The sequence below is a fragment of the Arthrobacter parietis genome, from assembly GCF_039530425.1.
Lineage (GTDB): Bacteria > Actinomycetota > Actinomycetes > Actinomycetales > Micrococcaceae > Arthrobacter_D > Arthrobacter_D parietis.
Map to the genome: position 1 here is coordinate 356,697 of NZ_BAAAON010000003.1, position 21,592 is coordinate 378,288.

The window sequence follows — 21,592 nt, forward strand, 5'->3', positions numbered from 1 at the left end:
GTATTGGAGCACATCCTATTGCACGGCGACTCACCCGACGACGATGTAGGTGGAAAAATGGCACAACCGCACGACGACGGCGTACGCGGCGTCCTGTTCGACGTTGACGGCACGCTGGTGGACACCAACTACCTGCACACCCTCGCGTGGTGGCAGGCCTTCCGCCGCTTCGGTCACGACGTTCCGATGGCCAGCATCCATCGCACCATCGGGATGGGCGGCTCCACCCTCATCGAGCACCTGATCGGCGAGGGCCGGGACACCGGCCAGGATGAGGAGCTCAAGGACACCCACGGGGCGCTGTTCTCAGCTCAGTGGCCTGCCATCCGCTCGTTTGACGGCACCCGGGACCTACTGAATCATTGCGCGGAAGTGGGCCTCGCCGTCGTGCTGGCCACCTCCGCGAACAACGAGGAGTTGGCCGTCCTGAAGAAGGTGATCGATGCGGATGACGCGATCACCGGCGCCACCACCGCAACCGACACCGGCATCAGCAAGCCCTCCCCCGACATCCTCGAAGCAGCGCTCGGCGTCGGAGAACTCAAGGCCGAAGAAGCAGTGTTCATTGGCGACGCCGTCTGGGATGTCCTCGCCGCCAACAAGCTCGGCATGCGCACCATCGCCGTCACTACCGGCGGAACCAGCGAAGCTGAACTGCGCGACGCCGGTGCGGCCTATGTGTTTGAGAACGTCCGGGAGCTGTTGAACGCCGTCCTCGCCGGCGAGGTTCCTGAACTGGCGAAAGCAACCGGCGGATGAAGCCCGATTATCCCTACGCCCTCACCTTTGCCCGCTACCGGGAGCTGATGGAGAAGGACTTCGCGCGGCTTCTGGAGCTCACACGCTCCGCCGACGCCGCGGCCCGGATTCCTGCCTGTCCGGACTGGGATGTCGAACAGCTGGTCCGGCACACCGCGCTCGTGTACCTGCAGAAAGCCGAGACCATCCGCACCGGCGCCAAGCCGCAGGGCCGCTGGGTTCCGGAGGACATTCTGCAGCTGGGTCCGGCCGAGATATTGGAGACCTGCTACCAGCGGATCACTGGCGAATTCGATGCCCATGACCCCTCGGACCCTGCGGAATCGTGGGTGGCTGAGGATCAGACCGTGGGTTTCTGGATTCGCCGACTGACGCACGAGACCTCGATCCACCGCTACGACCTCGAAGCAGCCCTGGGCAATCCGCAGCCGGTCGAGACAGAGCTGGCAGTCGACGGGATCGACGAGGTGCTCACCGTCATGTTCGAGCGCGGGCGGTCCGCGGGCTCGGATTCCGGCCCCGCAGAGGTCACCGGAAATCTGCTCCTCGAAAGCGGCGGTGCATCCTGGTCGGTTCTCCTGCTTCCTCACGACGTCGAGATTTCCGCCGATGCGGCTGGCTCCTCCCCCGATGCCAGTATCAGCGGGGAATCCAACGACATTCTGTTGTGGCTCTGGGGCCGCGAACCGCTGCCCATTCAAGCTGGCGACGCCGGTTTGGCAGCAGAACTACGACGGCGCCTGGCCGCCACCACCTGAAGTGCCGGATTCAGCGAGGACTGTTGCTCCGCAAAGGCGCCGTTGTTGTGCAGGATCGTGGGGACGTCCCTACGATCCTGCACAGATGCGGCACTCCTGACGCGGTTCCGGAGCCTGGAAGTGTTTAGACTGAACCTGCTGCTGCCGTCAATCGCCAAAGGAGTCCGGTCCTGATACGCACCATCAGCTACAACCTTCGTGAGCACAAGGCGCGCAGTGAGCTCGAAGCCCTCGCCGAGGATTACGAGGTGGATCTGCTGTGCCTGCAGGAATGCGATGCATCGGACCTGCCTGACGTCGTTGGTGGGCTGCAGATGGCAACCGCCACCAAGGAAAACCGGCTGGGACTCGCCATGTATTATCGGCGCGACCGCTTCGACATGGTCCGTGCCGACTCCTTCTCGCTCAAGAAGTCCCTGCATGACCGTGTGCTCACGCCTGCACACGAGCGGCTGATCGGCGTCAAGCTCCTCGACCTGCAGACGGACAACACGCTCGTGGCCGGGTCCTTCCATGCGGCTCCCCTGACGGCCTCTAATTCGCTGCGCAGACATCAGATCAATGCCGCGCATGCCGAACTCCTGAGCATGGGGGACGGTTTTGCCACCTTGATGGTCGGCGACTTCAACTACCCGTTTTTCACGCAGAAACTCACCGAGCGCATGAACGAATCCGGCTACGATCTGTCGCTGAGCGACCGGCGAACCTACACCCGCGGCATGGTCTTCCGGGGACACTTCGACTTTGCGACGTCGCGCGGACTGGAAATCGACAAGGTGGAGACCCTGCCGCGTGGGGCGTCCGACCACCTGCCGATCCTCGTGCTCGCGGACTACCGGGCCAACGTCGAGGAGCCGTCTACGGAGGACGAGATCCAGCCCGCCTAGAATTGTCAGGAGCGGCTGTTACGTTCAGAATTCCACTGGACAGCTGCTCAGGCAGCACAATCCGCGACGGCGGGCACGGGGAGCGGGGCAATCATGAGGGTTGAGTTCGGCTGGTTTCTCGACCGCGCGCCGTGGTCTTTTCAATCCGGTGGCCTGAACACCGTACGAGTGGGCCGCCTCGGCTTTGTGGCACTGCTGCAGACCAGGCTTGGCATCACACGGCCAGAAGTCGCGCACCTTGGGCGCGTGAACCAGTACACCGCGCGTTTGCGGGCACTGGACAGTTCGTCAGCGTGGTTCTCGACCTCCTTTGCCGTGGACCCATGGTCAACCGCTCAGGATCTCCTCTATGCGCGGGATGACCTGGTGGCCAACGGTTGGGACGGCCGTCTTCCCGCAGGCCATCCCTCCAATTTGTTGCAGACTCTGGCGGCGGCCGAGGCGGTCGAACTTCCGCTTGCTCCGGCACTTGCTGACGACGTCGCCGGGCTGACGGCTGCCCTGGAAACTCCACTTCCGCTCGGCATCTCAGCCGTTGCGCTGCAGCACCCGCGGTCCTCCTTTCCCTCAATTTGGCAGGCGATTCTCGGGAAGCTCGAAGTGCGCGGCGTCAGCATCGTGGAGCCGGAACCCACCGCAGCGCCGCCACCACGCATCACGGTTCTGCACGCGGAAACTGAGTGGGAAGCCGCAGAGCACGCTGCCCGGTGGTTGGGTGCCGGCGGTAGCGGTAGCGGTAGCGGTAGCGGTAGCGGTAGCGGTAGCGCGGGCGCTGCGGGCACTGCGGCGAGTACCGCCGTCGTCGTATCGCACCAGACCAACATTCTGGACCATTACCTTTCCGCCCGTGGACTGCCGCGCATCGGCATCGGAGCCAGATCCCGTTGGCGAGCACAGGACCAGATCATCCCGCTCTTCATGGAGATCATTTGGGGTCCGGCGAATGTGCAGTTGCTCAGTGAATTCCTGTCGCTGCCGGTATCGCCCGTTCGGCGTGATGCCGGCCGCGAACTCCTCAAAGCGCTGAAGGCGGAGCCGGGAACCGGTGGCGAAGCGTGGAGCGCGGGGTTACAGGCGATCGCAGAGCTGCCCGACTGTGACAGGGAACAGGCCTCCGAGCTCGACGAGCTATTCTCCCGGAATCTCCTGATCGAGCACCACGGTGTCAGCGGTACGCAGATTGCGGCAAAGACCGAATGGCTTGCAAAACGGCTCAATCGGCTCGCTCGTCATCGCACCGAGTTGGCCTCCACCTACGCGCAGCTGCAGACGCTGATTGCCCTGATTTCCGGCCTGCCGTTGGTGTCCCGAACGGACCTTCGGCGGATGATCTCCTCGGTCGTGGCGGAAACCACCAATCCGCTTGCAGCCAGCGAAGCGTCCGACTGGCTGCGGCTTGAGCACCTCACCGAGCTGATGGATCCAGTGGATGACGTCCTGTGGTGGGGATTCCAGAACGCTACGGCGCCACGAACGCGTCGCTGGGACCGTTCCGATATTGAGGCACTCTCTTCGGTGGGCGTGCACCTGCCCTCACCCGAGAGCCTGGCGATGCTGCAGATCACCCAGACAGTCCAGGCCTCGACGCGCTGCCGGAACCTTCTAATCGTCCAGACTGCCCAGCAGGAAGGCGAGCCCACTGAGAACAATCCCCTGCTTGAGGCTTTGGTCGCCGCACAGCCCGCAACCGGTTCGGGGCCATCGCTACGCGAGCAGATCAGGGAATGCACTGTGACACCGGTGCAACTGGTCCAGAACAACCGTTGGGCCTTGGCAGGACGGTCGGCGCGGATGGGCCCCGTCGATCCCGTCCGCGTAGCGCCGCCGCCTCCTGAGTTCGAGCTGGAGCCGCGCGCTGATTTCGCCCCTGACGCGCTGTCCTTCAGCCAGCTCGGCAACCTGCTGGGATGTTCCCTGGCCTGGGTGCTCGACAAGAAAATGCGGCTACGGCCCGCGGATGCCGACAGCGCGCCGAGCGGCAACACCATGATCGGGATCCTCGCGCACAAGCTGGTCGAGGAACTGCATCACGATCTCTCAGCCCAACTCCGCGCCGTCCCCACGCCCGAGGAAATCGACCGCAAGATCGACAAACTCCTGCCGCACCTCGCATCGGAGCTTCTCCTACCAGGGCAAAGCGCAAGGCTGAAGAATCTGCGCGCAGTGCTGTCCTCCAACGTGATGAAGTTCTTCACCTCGGTGAGCGCTGCCGGGATCACCATCCAGGACGTCGAGAAGCCGTTCGAGAAGTTCCTTGAACTCACCGTGGACGGAAAGCAGATGTCGGTTCCGGTGAGAGGCTCCATCGACGTCGCGGGGATAGACGGCGAGGGCAGGCCTGCCGTCATTGACCTGAAATGGAGCAACCGGGACAAGTACCGTCTGGAAGAGGTACGCGAGGGAAAGGCCCTCCAGTTGGCGCTGTACCAGTGGGCGCTCGGTGGGGAAACCGAAGGAGATGTCAGCGAAACTGCGCCGACCGACGGGAATCGATCGGATGGCGTGGGCAGACCCGCCGCTTACTACTTGCTCAAGCAAGGCAGCTTTGCGACCACCCACCCGGGGCTGGGCGGATCGGCAACAGCAGCCGAAGGACCGGACGCCCTGTGGGATTCCGCAGTGAAAGCGGTAACCTTCTCTGTCTCGGAAGTAGTTCATGGCCGTATCTCAGCAACGCCGCTGGTGGACACAGCCCGCGAGGCTGACGGCGGGGAAACCGGTGAGGCCCGGGCAACGGCGGACGGGCGTTTTTATGGCAAACCACCCTGCCGGTTCTGCCACTTCAGCAGGCTCTGCGGATTGGCGGGCGACTTCTCATGAACACCCTCAGCAACGTACTGATGATTTCGGCGAGCGCCGGCACCGGGAAAACGCATGCGCTGACCAACGTCATTGCTGACCGCATCGCCGGCGGCACACCTGCCGCTGCCATCATGGCGACCACCTTCACCAAGAAAGCGGCCGGTGAGCTCAAGGAACGCATAGCTCTGCGGCTGCTGGACGATCAGGGCTCGGGCGCTCACGGATCGGGCGCTCAGAACTCCGGCGAACAGGGTTTCAGCTCCGACAACTCGAGCGTGCCGGATCCCCTGAAGCTGAAGGAAGCAGCACAGCAACTGTCCACAAGCCTCATCGGCACCGTCAACAGCGTCTGCAGCAGGCTCCTCACCGAATACGCCATCGACGCCGGGCTTTCTCCTGCCCTTGAAGCGATCGCCGAGGGAGAGCAGGACGGCATTTTCCGGCTCGCTACGGACGAAGTGCTTGCCGATTATTCGGACCAGATCCTGCCGATCGCACGCAGAATGAGCATGGTGGAGGACGACGCGTGGATGGTGCTCGTCCGCGGTATCTGCGATGCGGCCCGCAACAACCTCCTGCAACCACAGGACCTTGCTGCCTGTGCCGAACGTTCCTGGCAGGGCTACCAGAGCGTCCTGGAGGAGCGCGGGACGTATGACGGCAGGCAAGCCTGGCTGGACGGCCTCCGCCTGGCGCTGCCGGAACTTCAGGCCGTGGTGCGTGACGGCGTCGACCCCGCCGGCAAACCCGTCAATGTGGCAGCCAAGAACTTCGCGGAGAACTGGCCCAAGGTTGTCCACCGGATCACCTCGATGGGGGACGTCGAGGACGTCTCCTGGGAGCAATGGCGCGGCGCTGTTCCGGCCGCGTCCTCAAAGCTCATCAAAACCATCTTCGAGCAGCCGATCGCCGCATTTTCCGAAGAGCTGCTGAGCAATCCGGCGTTCCACGATGACATTGAGCAGTTCATCCGGCTTATCTACGCGTGTGCGGCTGAATGCCTCGAAGCGTTCGAGCGTTTCAAGCACACCCACGGCCTGATGGACTTCGTTGACCAGGAAACCCTGGCCCTCAAACTCGTCCGTGAGAATGAGGCGTTCAGGCAGTCCTTCTCGCAGCGGGTGCAGTTCCTGGTGGTGGATGAATTCCAGGACACCAGTCCCCTTCAACTTGAACTCTTCCTGCAGCTCAGCAGGCTCGTGGATCGCGCCGTCTGGGTGGGTGACCCCAAGCAGGCCATCTACGAGTTCCGCGGAACCGATCCTGAGCTGATGGATGCGGTGGTCTCCAAGGTGACCCAGCGTGAGATGTTGAGCAGCTCCTGGAGGTCTGAACAGGTTCCCCTCGACCTGTCCAACGCAACGTTCATCCCTCTGTTGGCAGCCGTTGGGATGAGCCGCGAGTCCGTGGAGCTCCGTCTGCCGGACGCCCGTGCCGACTGCACCGGCGGGTTCCTGGAAGCGTGGAGCCGGACAGCGGGGAAAGACGAAGAGCGGCTTGCGGCAACCGCCGTCGGTGTCGTTGACCTGTTGCGCCGGCGTCCGGAGCTGGAACCGAAAGAGATCGCCGTGCTGACGCGCACCAATAAGGAAGCGCAGGCAGTGGCAGCAGCGCTGTCCGCACTCGGCATCCGGGCAACGCTCAACAGCCAGCCGCTGCTGAGTTCCCGTGAGGTGCAGTTGGCGCGGGCCGCTCTGGCCTTCGTTGCCGACGCACGTGACACCATCGCACTCAGTGAGGTTGTTGCCCTGCATCCGGGGCACCGGGCACATGAAAAGTGGCAGCAGGCGTTGCTGGCCTCGCCCGAGCCTGCTGAAACCCTCGCGCAATGGGCTGCCGATCCGCTCTGTACAGCGCTCACGGAGCTGAATGAGCGGGCCATCGCGTCTACGCCCACTGAGGTGTTCGAAGAGGTGGTCAGCCTCATCGGCCTCCCGGCGTTGCTGAAGACCTGGTCTGCCCCCGAGACGCGCCTGCGGAACCTCGATGCTGTGCGTGCCGAGTTCAACAACTACTACGAGGCCGCCAAGGCGCTGAAGTCCCCGGCAACCCTGCGCGGTGCACTGCAGTTCCTGTCCGAATCGGAGGCTGTTGCCTCTGACAACTCAGGTGACGACGTCGTTAATGTGATGACGTATCACAAGGCCAAGGGGCTCGAGTGGCCGGTGGTCATTATGGAGAGCCTGGACCGCGAAGTGGGCGCCCGTGCGTTCGGTGTGGCGGTGCAGTCCGACGGCGAGTTCGACCTCGATGAACCTCTTGCCGGACGCTGGATCCGGTTCTGGCCCTCTCCCTTCCCGTACAAGGGCTCACCGCTGGATGCCGCAGCGAAATCGAGCGCCGTCCTCATGGCCAATGAGGACCGCGAACGCCGCAACGCAGCGCGCCTCATGTATGTGGGCATGACCCGGTCCATCAACACCACCGTCCTCACCGCAAAGGGCAGCTCGCCGCTTGGGTTGAATGACCTCGGCATCACCGGCCTGATCAAGTGGTCGGGCGAGAAGCATGACGGCGTGATCACGGTAAACGGGAAAGAACTGCCGGCGTATGTGCAGACCTACGTTGCAGAGGACGCACCGGAGAGCGTCACCTCCGCCTCATCTATCCAGTACGACGACGCCGCTGCCGCTCCCCTAGCCGGGTCCTATCTGCCCGCGCGAATCAAGGCGAGCGCCCAGACAACCACGAACGGGACCGACGCCGACGCACTTATTCATGAGCACGCGAACCTCGGTGACCCGCTGGCCACCAGAGGAGACGAACGATGGGCCTCCGTGGGTTCGGCCGTCCACGCGTACCTCGGCACGGAGTACACAGCGCTCGATCGTGCCGCGCAGCTCGGGGTCGCCAAGCAGATTCTTGACCGCTGGCAGGTGGGCGACCTCATCGACGTCGAACTGCTCCTCACCTCGGGCGACCGGTTCGCGGAATATCTGACGTCGATGTATCCGGGAGCGTCGATCCTCCGAGAGGTGCCGATCTCTTGGCGTACTGAGCAGAACCAGTACATGGAAGGCTGGATCGACCTGCTCATTGAGCTGCCCGAGGGTTTTGTCCTGATCGACCACAAGAGCTACCCCGGTGAGGATCCGGCGAAACATATCCGCAAGGAAAACCTCGGGCAGATGGAAACGTACCGTCAGGCACTCCTCGATGTGACCGGAAAGCCGGTCATCGAGACACTGATCCACCTGCCGGCCCTCGGCAAGGTGTACAGAATTGACTGAGCACACCGTCCACTGCATCCCAGAGAAGCCCACCTTCGATGATGGCCAGTCGGCCGAGCGGGCCGTCTGGCAGGTGCTGAAGGCAGCGTTGCCGGATGGCGTGGTGTTGGCGCATTCGGTTCAGGTACGGCACGGAAGCTCCGAACACGAGATCGATCTGCTCGTCCTGTGGCCCGGAGTCGGCATGGCAGCCATCGAGGTCAAGGGTGGCCTGGTCAGTGTGGACAAGGGGCAGTGGTACCAGTCGGACCGCTCCGGGAAACATCCGATCCAGAGCCCGCTGGTGCAATCCCAGGGCTCCAAGCATGCGTTCCAGGAGTGGATCGGCGGGCAGCTGGGCAACGTGCTGACCAGCCGCTTCGCCTACATGGCCTGCCTTCCCTACACCTCCGTACCCCGCGACTGGACGCTCAGCGGAGCTCCGCGGACGCTGATTCTGGATCGAGAGGACCTGACCGGAGCAGCCGAGAAAATCCGGTCCGCTATCGAAACGGAAGCCAGCGGCGCAACGCCGCTGGCGGCGTCGTACCTGGCACGGATTGTGCGGAAGCTGGAAGGAACATTCGACTCCCTGCCCAGTGACAGCGCGAACACCGCCGAAAGCGAAGACCTGCAGGACCAGTTGACCGAGCGGCAGGACACCCTGCTGACCGCTACCCGGGATATCCCACGCATCCGCTTCACAGGGGGCGCCGGCAGCGGCAAGACGTGGCTTGCCCTCGCCAAGACGCAGGAGCTCTGTAAGTCAGGCAAACGAGTTGGGGTCTTCTGCTACAACAAGGGCCTGGGAATGCACCTGCAAAACAAGGTGAGCTCCTGGCGGCAGAGACAACCGGCGTTCACCGGAGAGTTTCACGAATATGTGCGGTCCCTCGGGGTGCCGGACGGAGAAGGGCAGTCCTACTTTGACGAGGAGATGCCTCAACTTCTCAAGGACAGGGCCGCTCACCTTCTGATGGACCAGAAGTTTGACGCCGTAGTTGTGGATGAAGCTCAGGACTTTGCGCCGCTGTGGTGGGAAGCACTGTTCCAGTGCCTGAAGGATCCGCACTCCAGCGAGATCTACGCCTTCATGGACGACCGGCAGGATGTCTACCACCGCAGCGGCGGAACCGCTGACTTCACCAACGGACCGCTGGCCGGCCTGGTGCCGATTCATGTGGACGACAATCTCCGCAACACCCGCCGCATCGCCCTGACCTTCAAACCCCTGGCCGGTAAGCACTTCACCCCGCGCGGGAACACCGGGATGCCGGTGCGGCGCGTGGACTGTACTACGGAAAAGGCCCTGGACCGCGCCTCGGATTGCGTGGACGCGCTGATCGACGAGGGCTGGCCGGCAAACCAGATAGCGCTGCTGACCACCAACCATCGGCACCCCATTCACCTGCAGCACCACGAAGGCGGCACCACCCTCGAGTACTGGAACGAGTTCCACGCGAAGGAAGCCGAGTTCTATGGCCATGTACTCGGCTTCAAGGGACTCGAGCGATCAGTAGTCATTCTTTGCGTAGACGGATTCAAGAACCTGGAGCGGGCAGCCGAGCAGCTCTATGTCGGCATGTCGAGGGCGCGTAGTTTGCTGATCATCGTGGGCAATTCAGACCTCATTGCCCAGGGCGGCGGCAGGGAGCTCGCTCAGGCTCTTCGGACATGCGAGGTGTGGAACCCGGTGGTGGGCGGGTGAACTCAGACACAGCACTGCCCCCGCACCACAGGGGCACAGGGGCAGCACAAGCAAAAGAACGACGGCGGGGTCACACCACCTCAAGTGCCTCCGCGATCGGGGTTTCGCCGGTGTTGAACTGGATAAACTTCCCAACAGTTCCCGGGTTGTTCAGCACCGATGCAGCCACCTGCGCCACGTCCTCACGGGCCACTGAATCCTGCTGCGGCTCGGCCGACACTTCGATGGTTCCCTTGCCGGGATCCGTGGTCAGCGCGCCCGGGCCGAGGATGGTCCACTCGATGTCAGTCCCGCGCAGGTACTCGTCTGCCGCAGCCTTCGCCTCCGCGTAATGGAAGAACCCGTTGTCCTCGGGTACGCCGTGATCCTTGCGCGCGCCGATGTAGGAAACCATTACGTAGCGGTTGACGCCGGCCTCTTTCGCGGCATCCATGGAACGAATCGCGGCGTCCCGGTCGATGGCGTAGGTTGCCTCAGGGCTACTGCCGCCCGAACCCGCGGACCACACCACCGCATCATGCCCACGCACGACGTCGGCCAGCTCGCCCACCGTCAACTGAGTCACATCCGCGATCACCGGCTTCGCTCCTGTGTCCTCGATGTCGGCTGACTGATCGGGATTGCGAATGATCGAGCTGACTTCATGACCGGCTCGGGACAGGATCCGCGACAGGTGCAACGCCACTTTCCCGTGGCCTCCAATGATGGCAATGCGTGACATATCCGCTCCTTTTCGTTGGGTGTCTTGTCCTTGGCAACACCACGAAACCGCTGGGCATTCCAACAGGGTGCCGGCCACCGGGGATTGGGCGTTGCCGCCGCGCAGCTTTTCAGCAGGATTGGCCCAAAACAGGAGATGAGCCACAATCCGTAGGGAAAACTGACTCTGGGAAGGCCTGCCCTAGGAGAAAGAGACACACACATGGGGGTACTGGACCGCGAATGGTCCCGGAGGGATGACGTGCCGCCGTCGTCGGGCAGGCTGTCGCCGTCGTCGTCAGTGCCACCGTCGTCGGGCGGGATGCGGCAATCCAGCTCGGGGCGCGTTCCGCAATGGGCACTTGAGGAAGCGCTGAACGAACAGCTTCGCGCGTACGCAGCTGAGAACGGCGGGAGGCGGGTTCGGGGAGAGCGCCGCCGCCGTCGTCGTGAGCGGTCTTCAGTCCGTAAGCTGCGGGTCCGCACCGGGGTGCTCATCGCGTTTGTTCTTGCCCTCTATCTGACTCCCACCGTCTTCGAGCGCGACATCTTCCCGGATGTACTTCCACATCTGCCCTGGTCCAACGTGCCGCCGCGCGGTGTGGAAGCAGCAGCAGCGCCGCTGGGGACGCCGCCGCCGTCGACAGGTTCTGCTCAGTACAAGCTGTTTGAGTACCCCGGCCTCCGGCAGGAATTTGTCGCCTATGACCCGTGCCGGCCCGTGCACTATGTGATCCGTCCCGATTTTGCGCCGGCTGGAACCGAGGGGATCGTTCAGGAAGCCGTTGCCGAGGTGGCCGCTGCGACCGGGCTTACCTTCGTCTTCGACGGACCAACAACCGAAGCTCCAAGCCCTGAGAGCCGCGACTCCTACCAACCTGAGCTGTACGGCAAGCGCTGGGCACCGGTCCTGATCACGTGGACCAGCCCGGCCGAGGCGCCGGATCTCGCCGGTCCCACAGCGGGACTCGGCGGCAGTGAGGTAGCGCAGCGTCCGGACAAGCCCATAGTTCTCGTGGCGGGTCAGGTGATGCTCGATGCGCCGGCCATGACCGAGATCCTCGGGTATCCGGGCGGGCGCGACCACGTGAGGGCCATCGTCATCCACGAGTTGGGGCACGTGCTCGGTCTCGACCACGTGGATGATCCGAACCAGCTCATGTATGAGGAGACCCGGGAGCTGACCACCCTCGCAGACGGGGATCTTGCCGGTCTGGCGAAGCTCGGCGCAGGGCCGTGTGTGCCGGAGCTCTAAGACCCTTGACGCCAGCTCACCGCGGCTCCACAGTGGGCCAATGACCGTTCCGTTCCAGTCAGGCCCCGCCGAACTCCAACATCCCCGATTCGCGCGTGCCTATGCCCGGGCTGTGGAGGGAATGAACCGCAGGGGCGCCGATGAACACCGCCGCGCGCTCCTGGCGGACTTGACCGGTGTCGTGGTCGAGATCGGTGCCGGTGAGGGATCGAATTTCGCACACTATCCGCGCACGGTCACCGAGGTTCTGGCGGTCGAACCGGACGATCACCTCAGGTCCATCGCCATCCGCCGGGCGTCCGGTGCGCCGGTTCCCGTTCGAGTGGTCACCGGCACGGCCGAAAGCATTCCGGCTGAGGATGGCAGTGCGGACGCTGTTGTCGCGAGCCTCGTACTGTGCAGCGTGCCGGACCAGGGCGTTGCACTGGCTGAAGCGCGCAGGGTGCTGCGCCCGGGCGGGATTCTGGCCTTCTACGAGCACGTCCGCTCGGACCGGAAAGTCCTCGCTGCCCTCGAGGACGTGATGACACCCCTGTGGCAACGAGCTGCCGGCGGCTGCCACCCCAACCGGGACACGCTGCAAGCAATCAGCGCCGCCGGCTTCGACATCAGGGACAACAAGCGCTTCGGGTTCTCGGTTCAGCCGTTGGCCCCGCGCGTTGCGCACATCCTCGGTCACGCGGTTGCCCCTTGAGCAGGAGTTCCGGGACCCTGCGAGCGCCGGTCCGGGCCGAATCTACAACGGCGGTTCAAGCCCCACCAGCGCAACCGCCAACCCGTACGCAGCGCCCATGACCACCAGTTCACCGGCCGCCAGCCTTCCGAAATCGGCACAGCTGAATGTGGTTCCCGCAAGCAGACGACGGCGGTGCAACGCCCCGAACCCGATCAGCCCTCCCAGCGCAACCACTTTCAACAACAGCACCAGGCCATACAGGGAACCAGGCAGCGCCGTCAGGTCCGGCACCCGCACCAGCGCGCTCACTACACCGCTGATAGTGACCACCGCTGCGCAGATCAGCGCGAGGCGGCTGAACCGCTTCACCACGGCATGCAGCACCTCAACCCGGTACAGCGCCAGCCATCCGAGACCCGCAAGCCCACCGACCCACACCGATGCTGCCGCAATGTGCCCGGTCATGCTGAACATCGCGAGACCGTGCCCCGACTCGGAAGCGGCGTGTCCGCCGAGGGCCAGCGTAGTGGTGCCCGCAACGGCCAGGAACAGGGCCATTCTCAATGCAGTTGAGGTCCGAGCAAACCACGCCATGACAGCGCTGGCCAGCAGGAATCCGATCTGCGCAATCAACGCACGCCCCGACGCGAGCTGATCCAGAAAGACCCCGAAGTCCGCGAACCCTGCCCCCTGCAACGGTCCCTCGCCCAGCACGTCGAAGTAGGTCCAGAGCAGGAACAACCCACAAACGACGACGGCGGCCAGCGCCGCCACACTCCCCCGCCTCCCGAGCCGCACGGCTAAGGGGGCGAGAACTTCCGAACCGGCGTCGTCGCCTTGGGGGTTGCCTGCGGGTAACAGGACGCCAACGCACAACAGTGCAATCGCCGTCAGGCTCGTGAGGTGCACCAGCACGCGCACCAGCGGCAAAGTCCAGCCGACAAAGTTGGCGGTGCCGTCGTCGTCGGACAGTCCGAAAAGTGCCAGCGGAATCAATGCCGCCACCAACACGGCCACCGAAATGGCGCTGAGGAAATGTCGGGAGGGCACACCGACAGCGTGCGCTGTTCGAGGGAACACCTGCATCCCAGCCTTCCGGACGGTCAGTACGCCTCAGCATCGGCACTGCTCAGAGACGGTCCTCCGATCCTAAGCCAGCGTGCGGCCTAGGATCGGCAGTGGGCCCCGCCGTGGACCGGCGAAAGGACCCCGCCGCTGATCGATCCCAGCGACGGGGTCCTCCTGCTCTGCTCAGGTCATCCGGTGACGGCGGTCAGCTCGTTCGGAGTCTGCTTCAGTTCACCGGTTCCGGTGATTTCCCCGGATTCCACATCAACTGCATGGATGGAGTTGGTTGACGGGTCGGTGATGTAGGCAGTGTGGTCTTCGACGAAGACGGTTGGTCGCGGTTGCTGCCATTCGAGCGGTTCCTCCCACTCCCCAATCACCGGGAAACTGTTGGTCACCTCGGCGGTCTCAGGGTCAATCACGTGCAGCGAGCCGTCCGTGCCCAGGACCAGCCCTTCACCATGCGGACCGCGGGCCAGTGACCGGAAGCTGTAACTCGTGCCGAGGTCGACCAGCGTGAGGTCCTTAGTCTCGGTGTTGATCAGCGAGATCGTGTCGGGGCGCTCAAGTTCGGCGTCGGGATCCTGCTTGTAATCGCCAAGTGTGATGACCGATTCCTCAGACCCTGCCTGATTGCCGATCCGCCCGTACTCGGTGGGGCTGTCGAGCTTGGTGATCTTGCCGTCAGCGTAGATAAGGACGCCGGTCTGGCAACCGATCACCACGGCTTCCCCTGCGGCCGTCGCCTCACCGTGTACACCCGGGCAATCCTCGTTACGGGCGATCTCCTTGCCGTCTTCGTCGAAGACCACAATGCCGGGGCGTTCTTCCTCGTTGCTGAGCGTCAGCACCAGTTCACCGCTGGAAAGCTCGACGGCGACACCATGGTGCGCTTCCTCCGTCGAGTAGGTCTCGACTTCCGGCTGGCCTTCGGCGAGGTCACTGGATTCGAAGACTGTCACCTCGCCGGTTCCGTCGCTGAAGAGGATGGTCTTGCCGTCGTGGCGGACCACGTGACCGGGCTTGCTCGTGGGAAAGGCGATGTCCGTCATCACCGGTTCCTCAGCGTGGGAGGTGCCGCCGTCGGTCCAGGCTCCGGTGTCGAGCACTTCGAAGCCTTCGGCGGTCGAGATGATGACGTGGCGTCCATCGCCGGCCGGATTGATCCGGTTGAAGCCCTCCATCGGGAAGTCGCCCAGCACCTCGAAAGTGTCTCCGTCGAGCACCTGGATGCCGCCGTCGTATGTGGTGACTACGCGAGGGGTGGGTTCAGCAACGGTTACTGCGGCGTCGGCTGCACGAACGACGCGCTCAGGGGCTCAAGTAACCATTCCATCGCGACTCATCCTATATTGATAATGAGAATGATTCGCACATAAGGAGAAATGATGGTGATTGTGAGCGGCGTTCGATACGCCTATCAGGGCAGGCGCGCGCTTGGGGAGGTGTCTCTCGCGCTCGAGCGAGGGGTGCACACCGTGGTCACGGGCACCAACGGCTCAGGAAAGTCGACATTGCTGGCGTTGGTTGCCGGCGCGCTGAAGCCGCAGTCCGGATCGGTGACCCTCACCACCAGCCGCCGGCCGGCCTTTGTCATCCAGCACACGCGGACCTCGGAGATCCTTCCCTGTACGGTGCGTCAGACGGTCGAGATGGGACGGTGGCCTCATCGTTCCTGGCTGTTGCCGCTTGGTCCGCAAAATCGCCGTATCGGGCGGGATGCCATGGAACGCTTGGGGATTTCGGGCCTCGCTGATCGGCAACTCGCCGGGCTTTCCGGCGGGCAACGTCAGCGTGCGCTTATTGCGCAGGGGCTGGCGCAGGAATCGGACATCCTGATCCTTGACGAGCCCACGGCCGGCTTGGACAGTGCGGCACACCGGCTCATCCGCTTGGCGGTCGACGAGGAACTGCTGCGTGGCGTGACCGTCATCGAATCGAGCCACTCGCCCGAGGACATCGAGCGAGCGGAGCGGGTAGTCACACTCGAGGCGGCCTCGTCATCTCCGATACAGGATCGATGTTCCGTCCGGCGATCAGCGCTACCCTGACTTCGTGACCGTTGTTATTGACCATGCCACCGCGAACGACGCCGGCCCCCTCGCCACCCTGGCTGCCGTCACCTTCCCGCTCGCTTGTCCACCGACGTCGCACCCCGACGACATTGCACACTTCATCGCATCAGAGCTTTCCGAGGAACGGTTCACCCAGCACATAGCGGACCCTGACAAGATCTTGCTATGCCTGCGGGAGGACGGCCACCTTCTTGCCTGGAGCACGTTGGTCAAAGGACTTCCCAAGGACGAGCAAGTGCGGTCTTCTCTCTCGCTTTTCCCGACCATCGAGCTGAGCAAGTTCTATGTGCACCCGTCGCATCATGGACAGGGTTCCTCGTCGCACCTCATGGAAGCGTCACTGGAGATCGCGGCGAAGGGAACCGGCGCCAAGGGAATCTGGCTCGGCACGAATGACCGCAATGCCCGTGCAGTCCGATTTTATGAGAAGCACGGATTCACCCGCGTGGGGGCAAAGACGTTTCAGCTTGGACGGAACGTGGAAACGGACTTCGTGCTGGAGCGTGCGTTGGGCTGAGTGCGGTTTGGCAGGATTGTGCCAGTCGAGCGGCGTGCGGCTTGAGCAGGGGTGCCTACCCCCACGCCGGGGTGTGGATAAGTCCGTTTGACTTGTCCTGCACATTGGTGGTTTTCGGTCGCGGTTAGTACACGTGTTCGATAAAATTTTGGGTATGGCCGTCGCACTGCTCGAACCCCGCCCGGAGGACACGTCTCTCCTGGGTGGGATGCGGTCCGGCTTACTGGCTTACGTGCGGGATCTCGAGTCCAACTACCTGACGCTTCGGCCTGAGGAGGCCGCGGCAACGCTGGTCGAGGTTGAGCAGCTCTCCAACCTGGTCGACCACTTGCAGACTGTGGTTGCCCGTGCCGCTGAGGACCACCAACTCGCTACCGTTGACGCCCTAGATCCGTACAAGAACACTGCGGACTATTTGCGGGCGAAAATCGGTATCAGCCGCTCCGAAGCGAACCGCCGGTTACGCCTCGGACATGACGTCCTGCCCGAGGTTCCCGGGCCAGGAGCCGCGCTCGTACCTGCCTTGGGTGTGCTGGCTGAAGCGACCAAGGTCGGTGCGCTCAGCAGCCGTGCTGCGACCATCATCCGCAACTCCGTGCACCGGGTCTCCACTGTCGCGACCGGCCGTGAGCTGGATGCCATGGAAGAGCACCTGGTCCGCCAGGCCGTCGAGTCCGACGAAGACGTCCTGCGGGCCCTCGCCCAACGCTGGGAAGACATCATCGACCAGGACGGCACCGAACCCACCGAAAAAACCCTCCGCGCACGCCAGGGTGTGTTCCTGCGCGGTAGGCGCCACGGCCTGCACTTCATGGAAATCGGCGCCACCGACGAACAATACGAACACCTCATCACCGTCATGAACACCGCCACCAACCCCAGAACCCACAGCATCACTGGCGAGGCCGACGGAGACCGCACGACCGACGGAGACGGCACGACGGACCGCGGCAAAGAAGCTCTAACCAGTCCGGGCCAACCGACCCGTGAACAGAACCTCCTCGACGGACTCGTCTCAGCATGCCGGATCGCGCTAACAGGTGATGGCCTTCCAGCGACCGGAGGACACCGACCCCAGGTAATGGTCACCATCAACTACCGCGACCTCCTCAATGACCTGACAGGCAGCGGACACAGCGGACACAGCGGACACAGCGGACATGACGGGCATTCGGTCTTCGCCCAACAGATAAGTGCCCGCAGCATCCGCAAACTCGCCTGCGATGCCGACATCCTCCCGCTCGTCCTCGGCGGCAAGGGTCAGGTCTTGGACATCGGCCGTGCCCAACGTCTCTTCCCACCGCACCTCCGGCGGGCGCTCGTGGCCAGGGACAAAGGCTGCGCGTTCCCCGACTGCACCACACCCGCAACCTGGTGCGAAGCCCACCACATCATCCCCTGGGCTGCAGGCGGAACCACCAACATCCACGACGGCGTGCTGCTCTGCACCCGACACCACCACCAGATCCACGAAGGAAACTGGACAGTCGAATCAGTCCACGGAATCCCCTGGTTCAGACCACCGACATACCTCGACCCGCAACGAACACCCAAACGCAACCGCTACTGGCAAGTAGAACAAGCCATCCACGACCAACTTGCAGACACGGTCAGTCACGTGTCCACGAGCATCGGCACGGCACCACCCTGATCAGCGGAAATGCCGCCGTAGCCGGCGTCTTAGCGAGCGCAGCACCGCCAAGTCAACTGTGCCCCGAGCGCGTGGCAGAGGTGACAGAACCGCGAGCGCACGTGGCAGGCGTCGATTCCAGATCAGGCGGCCCTCGGATCCCGCTCCCCCATCAGGCAGTTTTCAAGTCCGAGTCCGGATCAGTGAGCACAGCCCGGTCCACAGCCCTGCCGCTCCGGATGAGATCCTGAATTTCCTCCTGCACGTCCCACACATTGACGTTCATGCCGGCTACCACCCGGTCCTCGCGGAGCCAGAAGGCAACAAATTCGCGATCTTCGAGGCTGCCCCGGACCACCACGTCCGCATCTTTTGTCAGGGCACCGTAGCCGGAATACTCCATGCCCAGATCGAACTGGTCTGTGTAGAAGTACGGAATGTCGTCCAGCACAGCGTCTCGGCCGAGCATCGACTGTGCGGCCACTTTCCCGCCGCTAATAGCGTTTGCCCAATGCTCACTGCGGGCATACTGGCCCGTGACAGGATGCAGCGCGCTGGCCACATCCCCAGCTGCAAAGATGCCCTCGGCACTGGTCCGCAGCCCCGAATCGACCTGAATACCGTTCCCGATGGTAAGCCCGGCTTCCTCTGCAAGCGCCGTCTGCGGCACCACGCCAATGGCGATCACAACAAGATCCGCGGACAAGGTTTCACCCGCATCGGTCACTACTGCAGTGACACGGCCTGCATCGTCACCCCTGATCTCTTTCGCCGAAGCCGGCAGCCTGAACTGAACACCAGCTTCAATATGGCGATCCATGAAGACGGTGCCAAGCCTGGGACCGATCGCCGCACTCATCGGGACCTCTTCCAACCCGAGCAAGGTGACCTCATTGCCAAGTTCCCGTGCAGTTGCGGCAACCTCCATACCGATCCAGCCGGAACCGATAAGCACGAGGTGACGGCCACCTCCTGCCAACTCTAAGTGAAGACGCTGACTATCCGTTTTCGTACGGAAGTAGTACACCCCTTGGAGATCGGTACCTGGCAGGTTCAGCTGACGGGGAACAGCGCCCGTAGCGAGCAGGAGCCGACCATAGGAAAGCGAACGGCCGCTCGACAAAGCAACAGTACGGGCGGTGGGATCCACACTGACCGCCTCATCCGAGGTGAGGAGTTCGATGTCGTTCTCTGCGTACCACTTCTCGGGATAGGGCAGGAGTGACTCCTCGCTCTCCTTGCCGGCAAGGAATCCCTTCGACAGCGGCGGACGCAGATAGGGCGCCTGACCTTCCGCCCCAACGAGGACCACAGGACCAGTGAAGCCTTCTTCGCGCAAAGTTGCGGCCGCCGTCGCGCCCGTCAGGCCTGCCCCAATGATCACCATTGCGTCATCAGATGCCGGGAAACTGGTGTTGTCCATGGATACTCTCTCTTCTGGTGGGGTGGCCTGCGAATGCGCGGTGCCACGAAGCGTTGATTCGGGCAGAAGCGTTAGTTTGGAAATTGGTCGCGTAGCGGGCCCCCGACTGCGAGGTCGCCATAGAACGTCGCCGTCCGGGTAGTGGTACCGGCACTCTGCACACCGCGCAACGACATGCACAGGTGCTCTGCCTCCAGCACCACACCGACTCCACGCGGATTGAGCAGGTCCAACAGCCAGTCCGCCACCTGCTTGGTGAGCCGCTCCTGCACCTGAAGGTCACGTGAAAACATCTCCAGTGCCCGCGCCAGTTTGGACAGACCGAGAAGTCGTTCCCCCGGCAGATAGCCGATATGCGCGATTCCCCTGAATGGCAACAGATGATGCTGGCACAGTGAATTGAATGGGATGTTCTTTACGAGCACCAGGTCGTTATACCCCTCGTCATTCGGGAAGGTAGTCCACGAGGTGGTCCGGGGTGTCAGCATTTCCTCGAAAGCGCCCGCCACGCGGCGCGGGGTATCGCTGAGGTGCGGATCATTCACGTCCCGCCCGAGCGCACGCAGCAAGTCGGCCACCGCCAACCTCGCTGCTGGCAGATCGATAGCCCCGACAGAGCTGTCCTGCTCAATGTCGTCTTCCAACAGCCGGAGCGCAACCTCTGAATGCGATGACATGGCGTCCCTCTTTCTAAATATTGTATTGTTGACTTTAGAAGCGCACACTGAAGAAGTCAATGGTGAACAAACTCCAGATAGGCTCGGCATATGTCTGACTTCGAGGGCAATCCAGGCCCAGCAGCGCGCTCAGGTCGCGGCGCATCAGATGCCATGCTGCGCCTGCACGCCAACCTTGATGAACGGCTGGAGTCAGTAGCAACCCTTGGTGACCCTGTCCGACGCGAGGTGTACCAAACCCTCCAGCGCAACGCCGAAGCAATGACCCGAAACCAACTGGCAGAACTCACCGGGCTTTCGGCCAGTACCTTGCTGTTCCACTTGGAGAAGTTGGTGAATGCAGGACTCCTCAACGTGGAGTTCCGAAAACTCGGTGAACGTAGCGGGCCGGGGTCAGGCAGACCGGCAAAGCTATATCAGCTTGCTCATGCAGAGGTGACGGCATCGGTTCCGGACCGCCGCTACGACCTCGCCGCCGAGTTGATGGCGGCCGCAATCGAAGCTTCCATTCGCGAGAACGTTGCCATCCAGCGTGCGCTGTCAAAAACCGCGTACGACGCCGGTCGTCGCCTTGGCCTGAAAGCCGGCAGCATCGACGGGGTGCTTGATTCGTCCGGCTACGAACCGTATCCGGACGGAGATGGTGGCTTCCTGTTGCACAACTGCCCCTTCCATCGACTGTCGCGCAGCCATTCGGAGGTGGTGTGCGGAATGAACGGCGCGCTTCTCTCCGGCGCACTCGAAGGCAGTGGCGACGTCACACACGCGGTAACGCCTGACCCCGAGGGACCTCACTGCTGCGCACGCATCACCCGGCGCACCGACGCCAGGTAAGCTGCGCTTACGTCGTCTTCGCCCGAAGATGCAGCCGCTCCCCCTGACGGCCAAACAGGCTGAGGAACTCCACCGCATGCCTGTCAGCCTTCCCAAACCAGTGCGGTACCCGGGTGTCGAACTCAACCGCTTCACCGGCGGGCAACACCAGGTCGAGCTCACCGAGGACCATCCGCAGGTTCCCGTTCAGTACGTACAGCCACTCGTAACCCTCATGTACCTTGAGGTCCGGCTCCTCCAGTGCCATTTCGGCATGCAACACGTGCTTGTAGGCCTGAATGCCGCCTGGCCTGCGGGTGAGCGGAACCACCGTTCCGCGACCCATGTCGATCGGGCGCAGGTGAACGCGCGGATCCCCCGTGGTCGGCGCACCAACGAGCTCATCCAACGGCACCTGATGCGCCTGGGCCAGAGGAAGCAGCAACTCAAGGTTGGGTTTACGCTGGCCCGACTCCAACCGCGACAAGGTACTCACCGAAATTCCGGTCGATTCCGACAACGACTGCAGTGTCACGTCCCGCTTCACTCTCAGCGCCCTCAGTCGCGGACCTACTGCCGCAAGTGCTTCACCAATTTCATCCGTCATAGACCCTAGTTTGCCAGATCAGCAATGTT

Annotated in this window: 17 protein-coding genes and 1 pseudogene; 12 read left to right on the top strand and 6 right to left on the bottom strand. The window is 63.2% G+C overall.

Annotation, left to right across the window (positions count from 1 at the left end; genetic code table 11):
* Positions 1 to 57: 57 nt before the first annotated feature.
* From ABFX19_RS13805 to ABFX19_RS13830, 6 genes are all read left to right on the top strand, one after another.
* Positions 58 to 759 (top strand): HAD family hydrolase, encoded by a 702-nt coding sequence (locus ABFX19_RS13805; RefSeq protein ID WP_346028624.1) that lies wholly within the window; start codon positions 58 to 60, stop codon positions 757 to 759.
* The gene (locus tag ABFX19_RS13810) at positions 756 to 1,517 is read left to right on the top strand and encodes a maleylpyruvate isomerase family mycothiol-dependent enzyme (RefSeq protein WP_346028625.1); all 762 of its coding nucleotides are present in this window, start codon (positions 756 to 758) and stop codon (positions 1,515 to 1,517) included. The genes ABFX19_RS13805 and ABFX19_RS13810 overlap by 4 nt, the downstream gene beginning before the upstream one ends.
* 173 nt (positions 1,518 to 1,690) lie before the next feature.
* Positions 1,691 to 2,404: an endonuclease/exonuclease/phosphatase family protein gene (locus ABFX19_RS13815; RefSeq protein WP_346028749.1), complete on the top strand. Its 714-nt coding sequence runs from the start codon at positions 1,691 to 1,693 to the stop codon at positions 2,402 to 2,404.
* 93 nt (positions 2,405 to 2,497) lie between these two features.
* The gene (locus ABFX19_RS13820) at positions 2,498 to 5,224 is read left to right on the top strand and encodes a PD-(D/E)XK nuclease family protein (RefSeq protein WP_346028626.1); all 2,727 of its coding nucleotides are present in this window, start codon (positions 2,498 to 2,500) and stop codon (positions 5,222 to 5,224) included.
* Positions 5,221 to 8,436: a UvrD-helicase domain-containing protein gene (locus ABFX19_RS13825; RefSeq protein WP_346028627.1), complete on the top strand. Its 3,216-nt coding sequence runs from the start codon at positions 5,221 to 5,223 to the stop codon at positions 8,434 to 8,436. Before ABFX19_RS13820 ends, ABFX19_RS13825 begins: the two co-directional genes overlap by 4 nt.
* Positions 8,429 to 10,123 carry a nuclease-related domain-containing DEAD/DEAH box helicase gene (locus tag ABFX19_RS13830; protein WP_346028628.1) on the top strand — a complete coding sequence of 565 codons (1,695 nt, stop codon included), beginning with the start codon at positions 8,429 to 8,431 and terminating at the stop codon, positions 10,121 to 10,123. The genes ABFX19_RS13825 and ABFX19_RS13830 overlap by 8 nt, the downstream gene beginning before the upstream one ends.
* A 70-nt stretch (positions 10,124 to 10,193) precedes the next feature.
* On the opposite strand, the gene ABFX19_RS13835 is transcribed toward ABFX19_RS13830, so the two are convergent.
* The gene (locus tag ABFX19_RS13835) at positions 10,194 to 10,844 is read right to left on the bottom strand and encodes an SDR family oxidoreductase (protein ID WP_346028629.1); all 651 of its coding nucleotides are present in this window, start codon (positions 10,842 to 10,844) and stop codon (positions 10,194 to 10,196) included.
* 201 nt (positions 10,845 to 11,045) lie between these two features.
* On the opposite strand from ABFX19_RS13835, the gene ABFX19_RS13840 reads away from it, so the two are divergent.
* Positions 11,046 to 12,077 (top strand): matrixin family metalloprotease, encoded by a 1,032-nt coding sequence (locus ABFX19_RS13840; protein ID WP_346028630.1) that lies wholly within the window; start codon positions 11,046 to 11,048, stop codon positions 12,075 to 12,077.
* A 40-nt stretch (positions 12,078 to 12,117) separates the two neighbouring features.
* A complete protein-coding gene (locus tag ABFX19_RS13845) occupies positions 12,118 to 12,771 on the top strand; it encodes a class I SAM-dependent methyltransferase (RefSeq protein ID WP_346028631.1) in 654 nt (217 codons plus the stop codon).
* 42 nt (positions 12,772 to 12,813) lie between these two features.
* Here ABFX19_RS13845 and ABFX19_RS13850 read toward each other — a convergent pair whose 3' ends face one another.
* Positions 12,814 to 13,803 (bottom strand): copper resistance D family protein, encoded by a 990-nt coding sequence (locus ABFX19_RS13850; protein ID WP_346028632.1) that lies wholly within the window; start codon positions 13,801 to 13,803, stop codon positions 12,814 to 12,816.
* A 206-nt stretch (positions 13,804 to 14,009) separates the two neighbouring features.
* A pseudogene (gene aztD, locus ABFX19_RS13855) lies at positions 14,010 to 15,065 on the bottom strand (zinc metallochaperone AztD); the annotation flags it as partial.
* 153 nt (positions 15,066 to 15,218) lie between these two features.
* Here aztD and aztA point away from each other — a divergent pair.
* From aztA to ABFX19_RS13870, 3 genes are all read left to right on the top strand, one after another.
* Positions 15,219 to 15,872, top strand: a complete 654-nt coding sequence (gene aztA, locus ABFX19_RS13860; protein WP_428831046.1) for a zinc ABC transporter ATP-binding protein AztA — start codon at positions 15,219 to 15,221, stop codon at positions 15,870 to 15,872.
* A 4-nt stretch (positions 15,873 to 15,876) separates the two neighbouring features.
* Positions 15,877 to 16,413 carry a GNAT family N-acetyltransferase gene (locus ABFX19_RS13865; RefSeq protein WP_277357015.1) on the top strand — a complete coding sequence of 179 codons (537 nt, stop codon included), beginning with the start codon at positions 15,877 to 15,879 and terminating at the stop codon, positions 16,411 to 16,413.
* A gap of 154 nt (positions 16,414 to 16,567) precedes the next feature.
* Positions 16,568 to 18,064, top strand: a complete 1,497-nt coding sequence (locus tag ABFX19_RS13870; RefSeq protein ID WP_346028633.1) for an HNH endonuclease signature motif containing protein — start codon at positions 16,568 to 16,570, stop codon at positions 18,062 to 18,064.
* 151 nt (positions 18,065 to 18,215) lie between these two features.
* On the opposite strand, the gene ABFX19_RS13875 is transcribed toward ABFX19_RS13870, so the two are convergent.
* Positions 18,216 to 19,466 carry an NAD(P)/FAD-dependent oxidoreductase gene (locus ABFX19_RS13875; protein WP_346028634.1) on the bottom strand — a complete coding sequence of 417 codons (1,251 nt, stop codon included), beginning with the start codon at positions 19,464 to 19,466 and terminating at the stop codon, positions 18,216 to 18,218.
* A 71-nt stretch (positions 19,467 to 19,537) separates the two neighbouring features.
* Positions 19,538 to 20,143 carry a GTP cyclohydrolase I gene (gene folE, locus ABFX19_RS13880; protein ID WP_277357018.1) on the bottom strand — a complete coding sequence of 202 codons (606 nt, stop codon included), beginning with the start codon at positions 20,141 to 20,143 and terminating at the stop codon, positions 19,538 to 19,540.
* Positions 20,144 to 20,233: 90 nt separating this feature from the next.
* Between folE and ABFX19_RS13885 the strand changes: the two genes are divergently transcribed.
* Positions 20,234 to 20,977: a helix-turn-helix transcriptional regulator gene (locus ABFX19_RS13885; RefSeq protein WP_346028635.1), complete on the top strand. Its 744-nt coding sequence runs from the start codon at positions 20,234 to 20,236 to the stop codon at positions 20,975 to 20,977.
* A 7-nt stretch (positions 20,978 to 20,984) separates the two neighbouring features.
* Here the strand turns inward: ABFX19_RS13885 and ABFX19_RS13890 are convergent, their stop codons facing one another.
* Entirely contained in the window at positions 20,985 to 21,563 is a 579-nt protein-coding gene (locus ABFX19_RS13890) for a helix-turn-helix domain-containing protein (RefSeq protein WP_204534488.1), read from the bottom strand.
* Between the last annotated feature and the right edge of the window lie 29 nt (positions 21,564 to 21,592).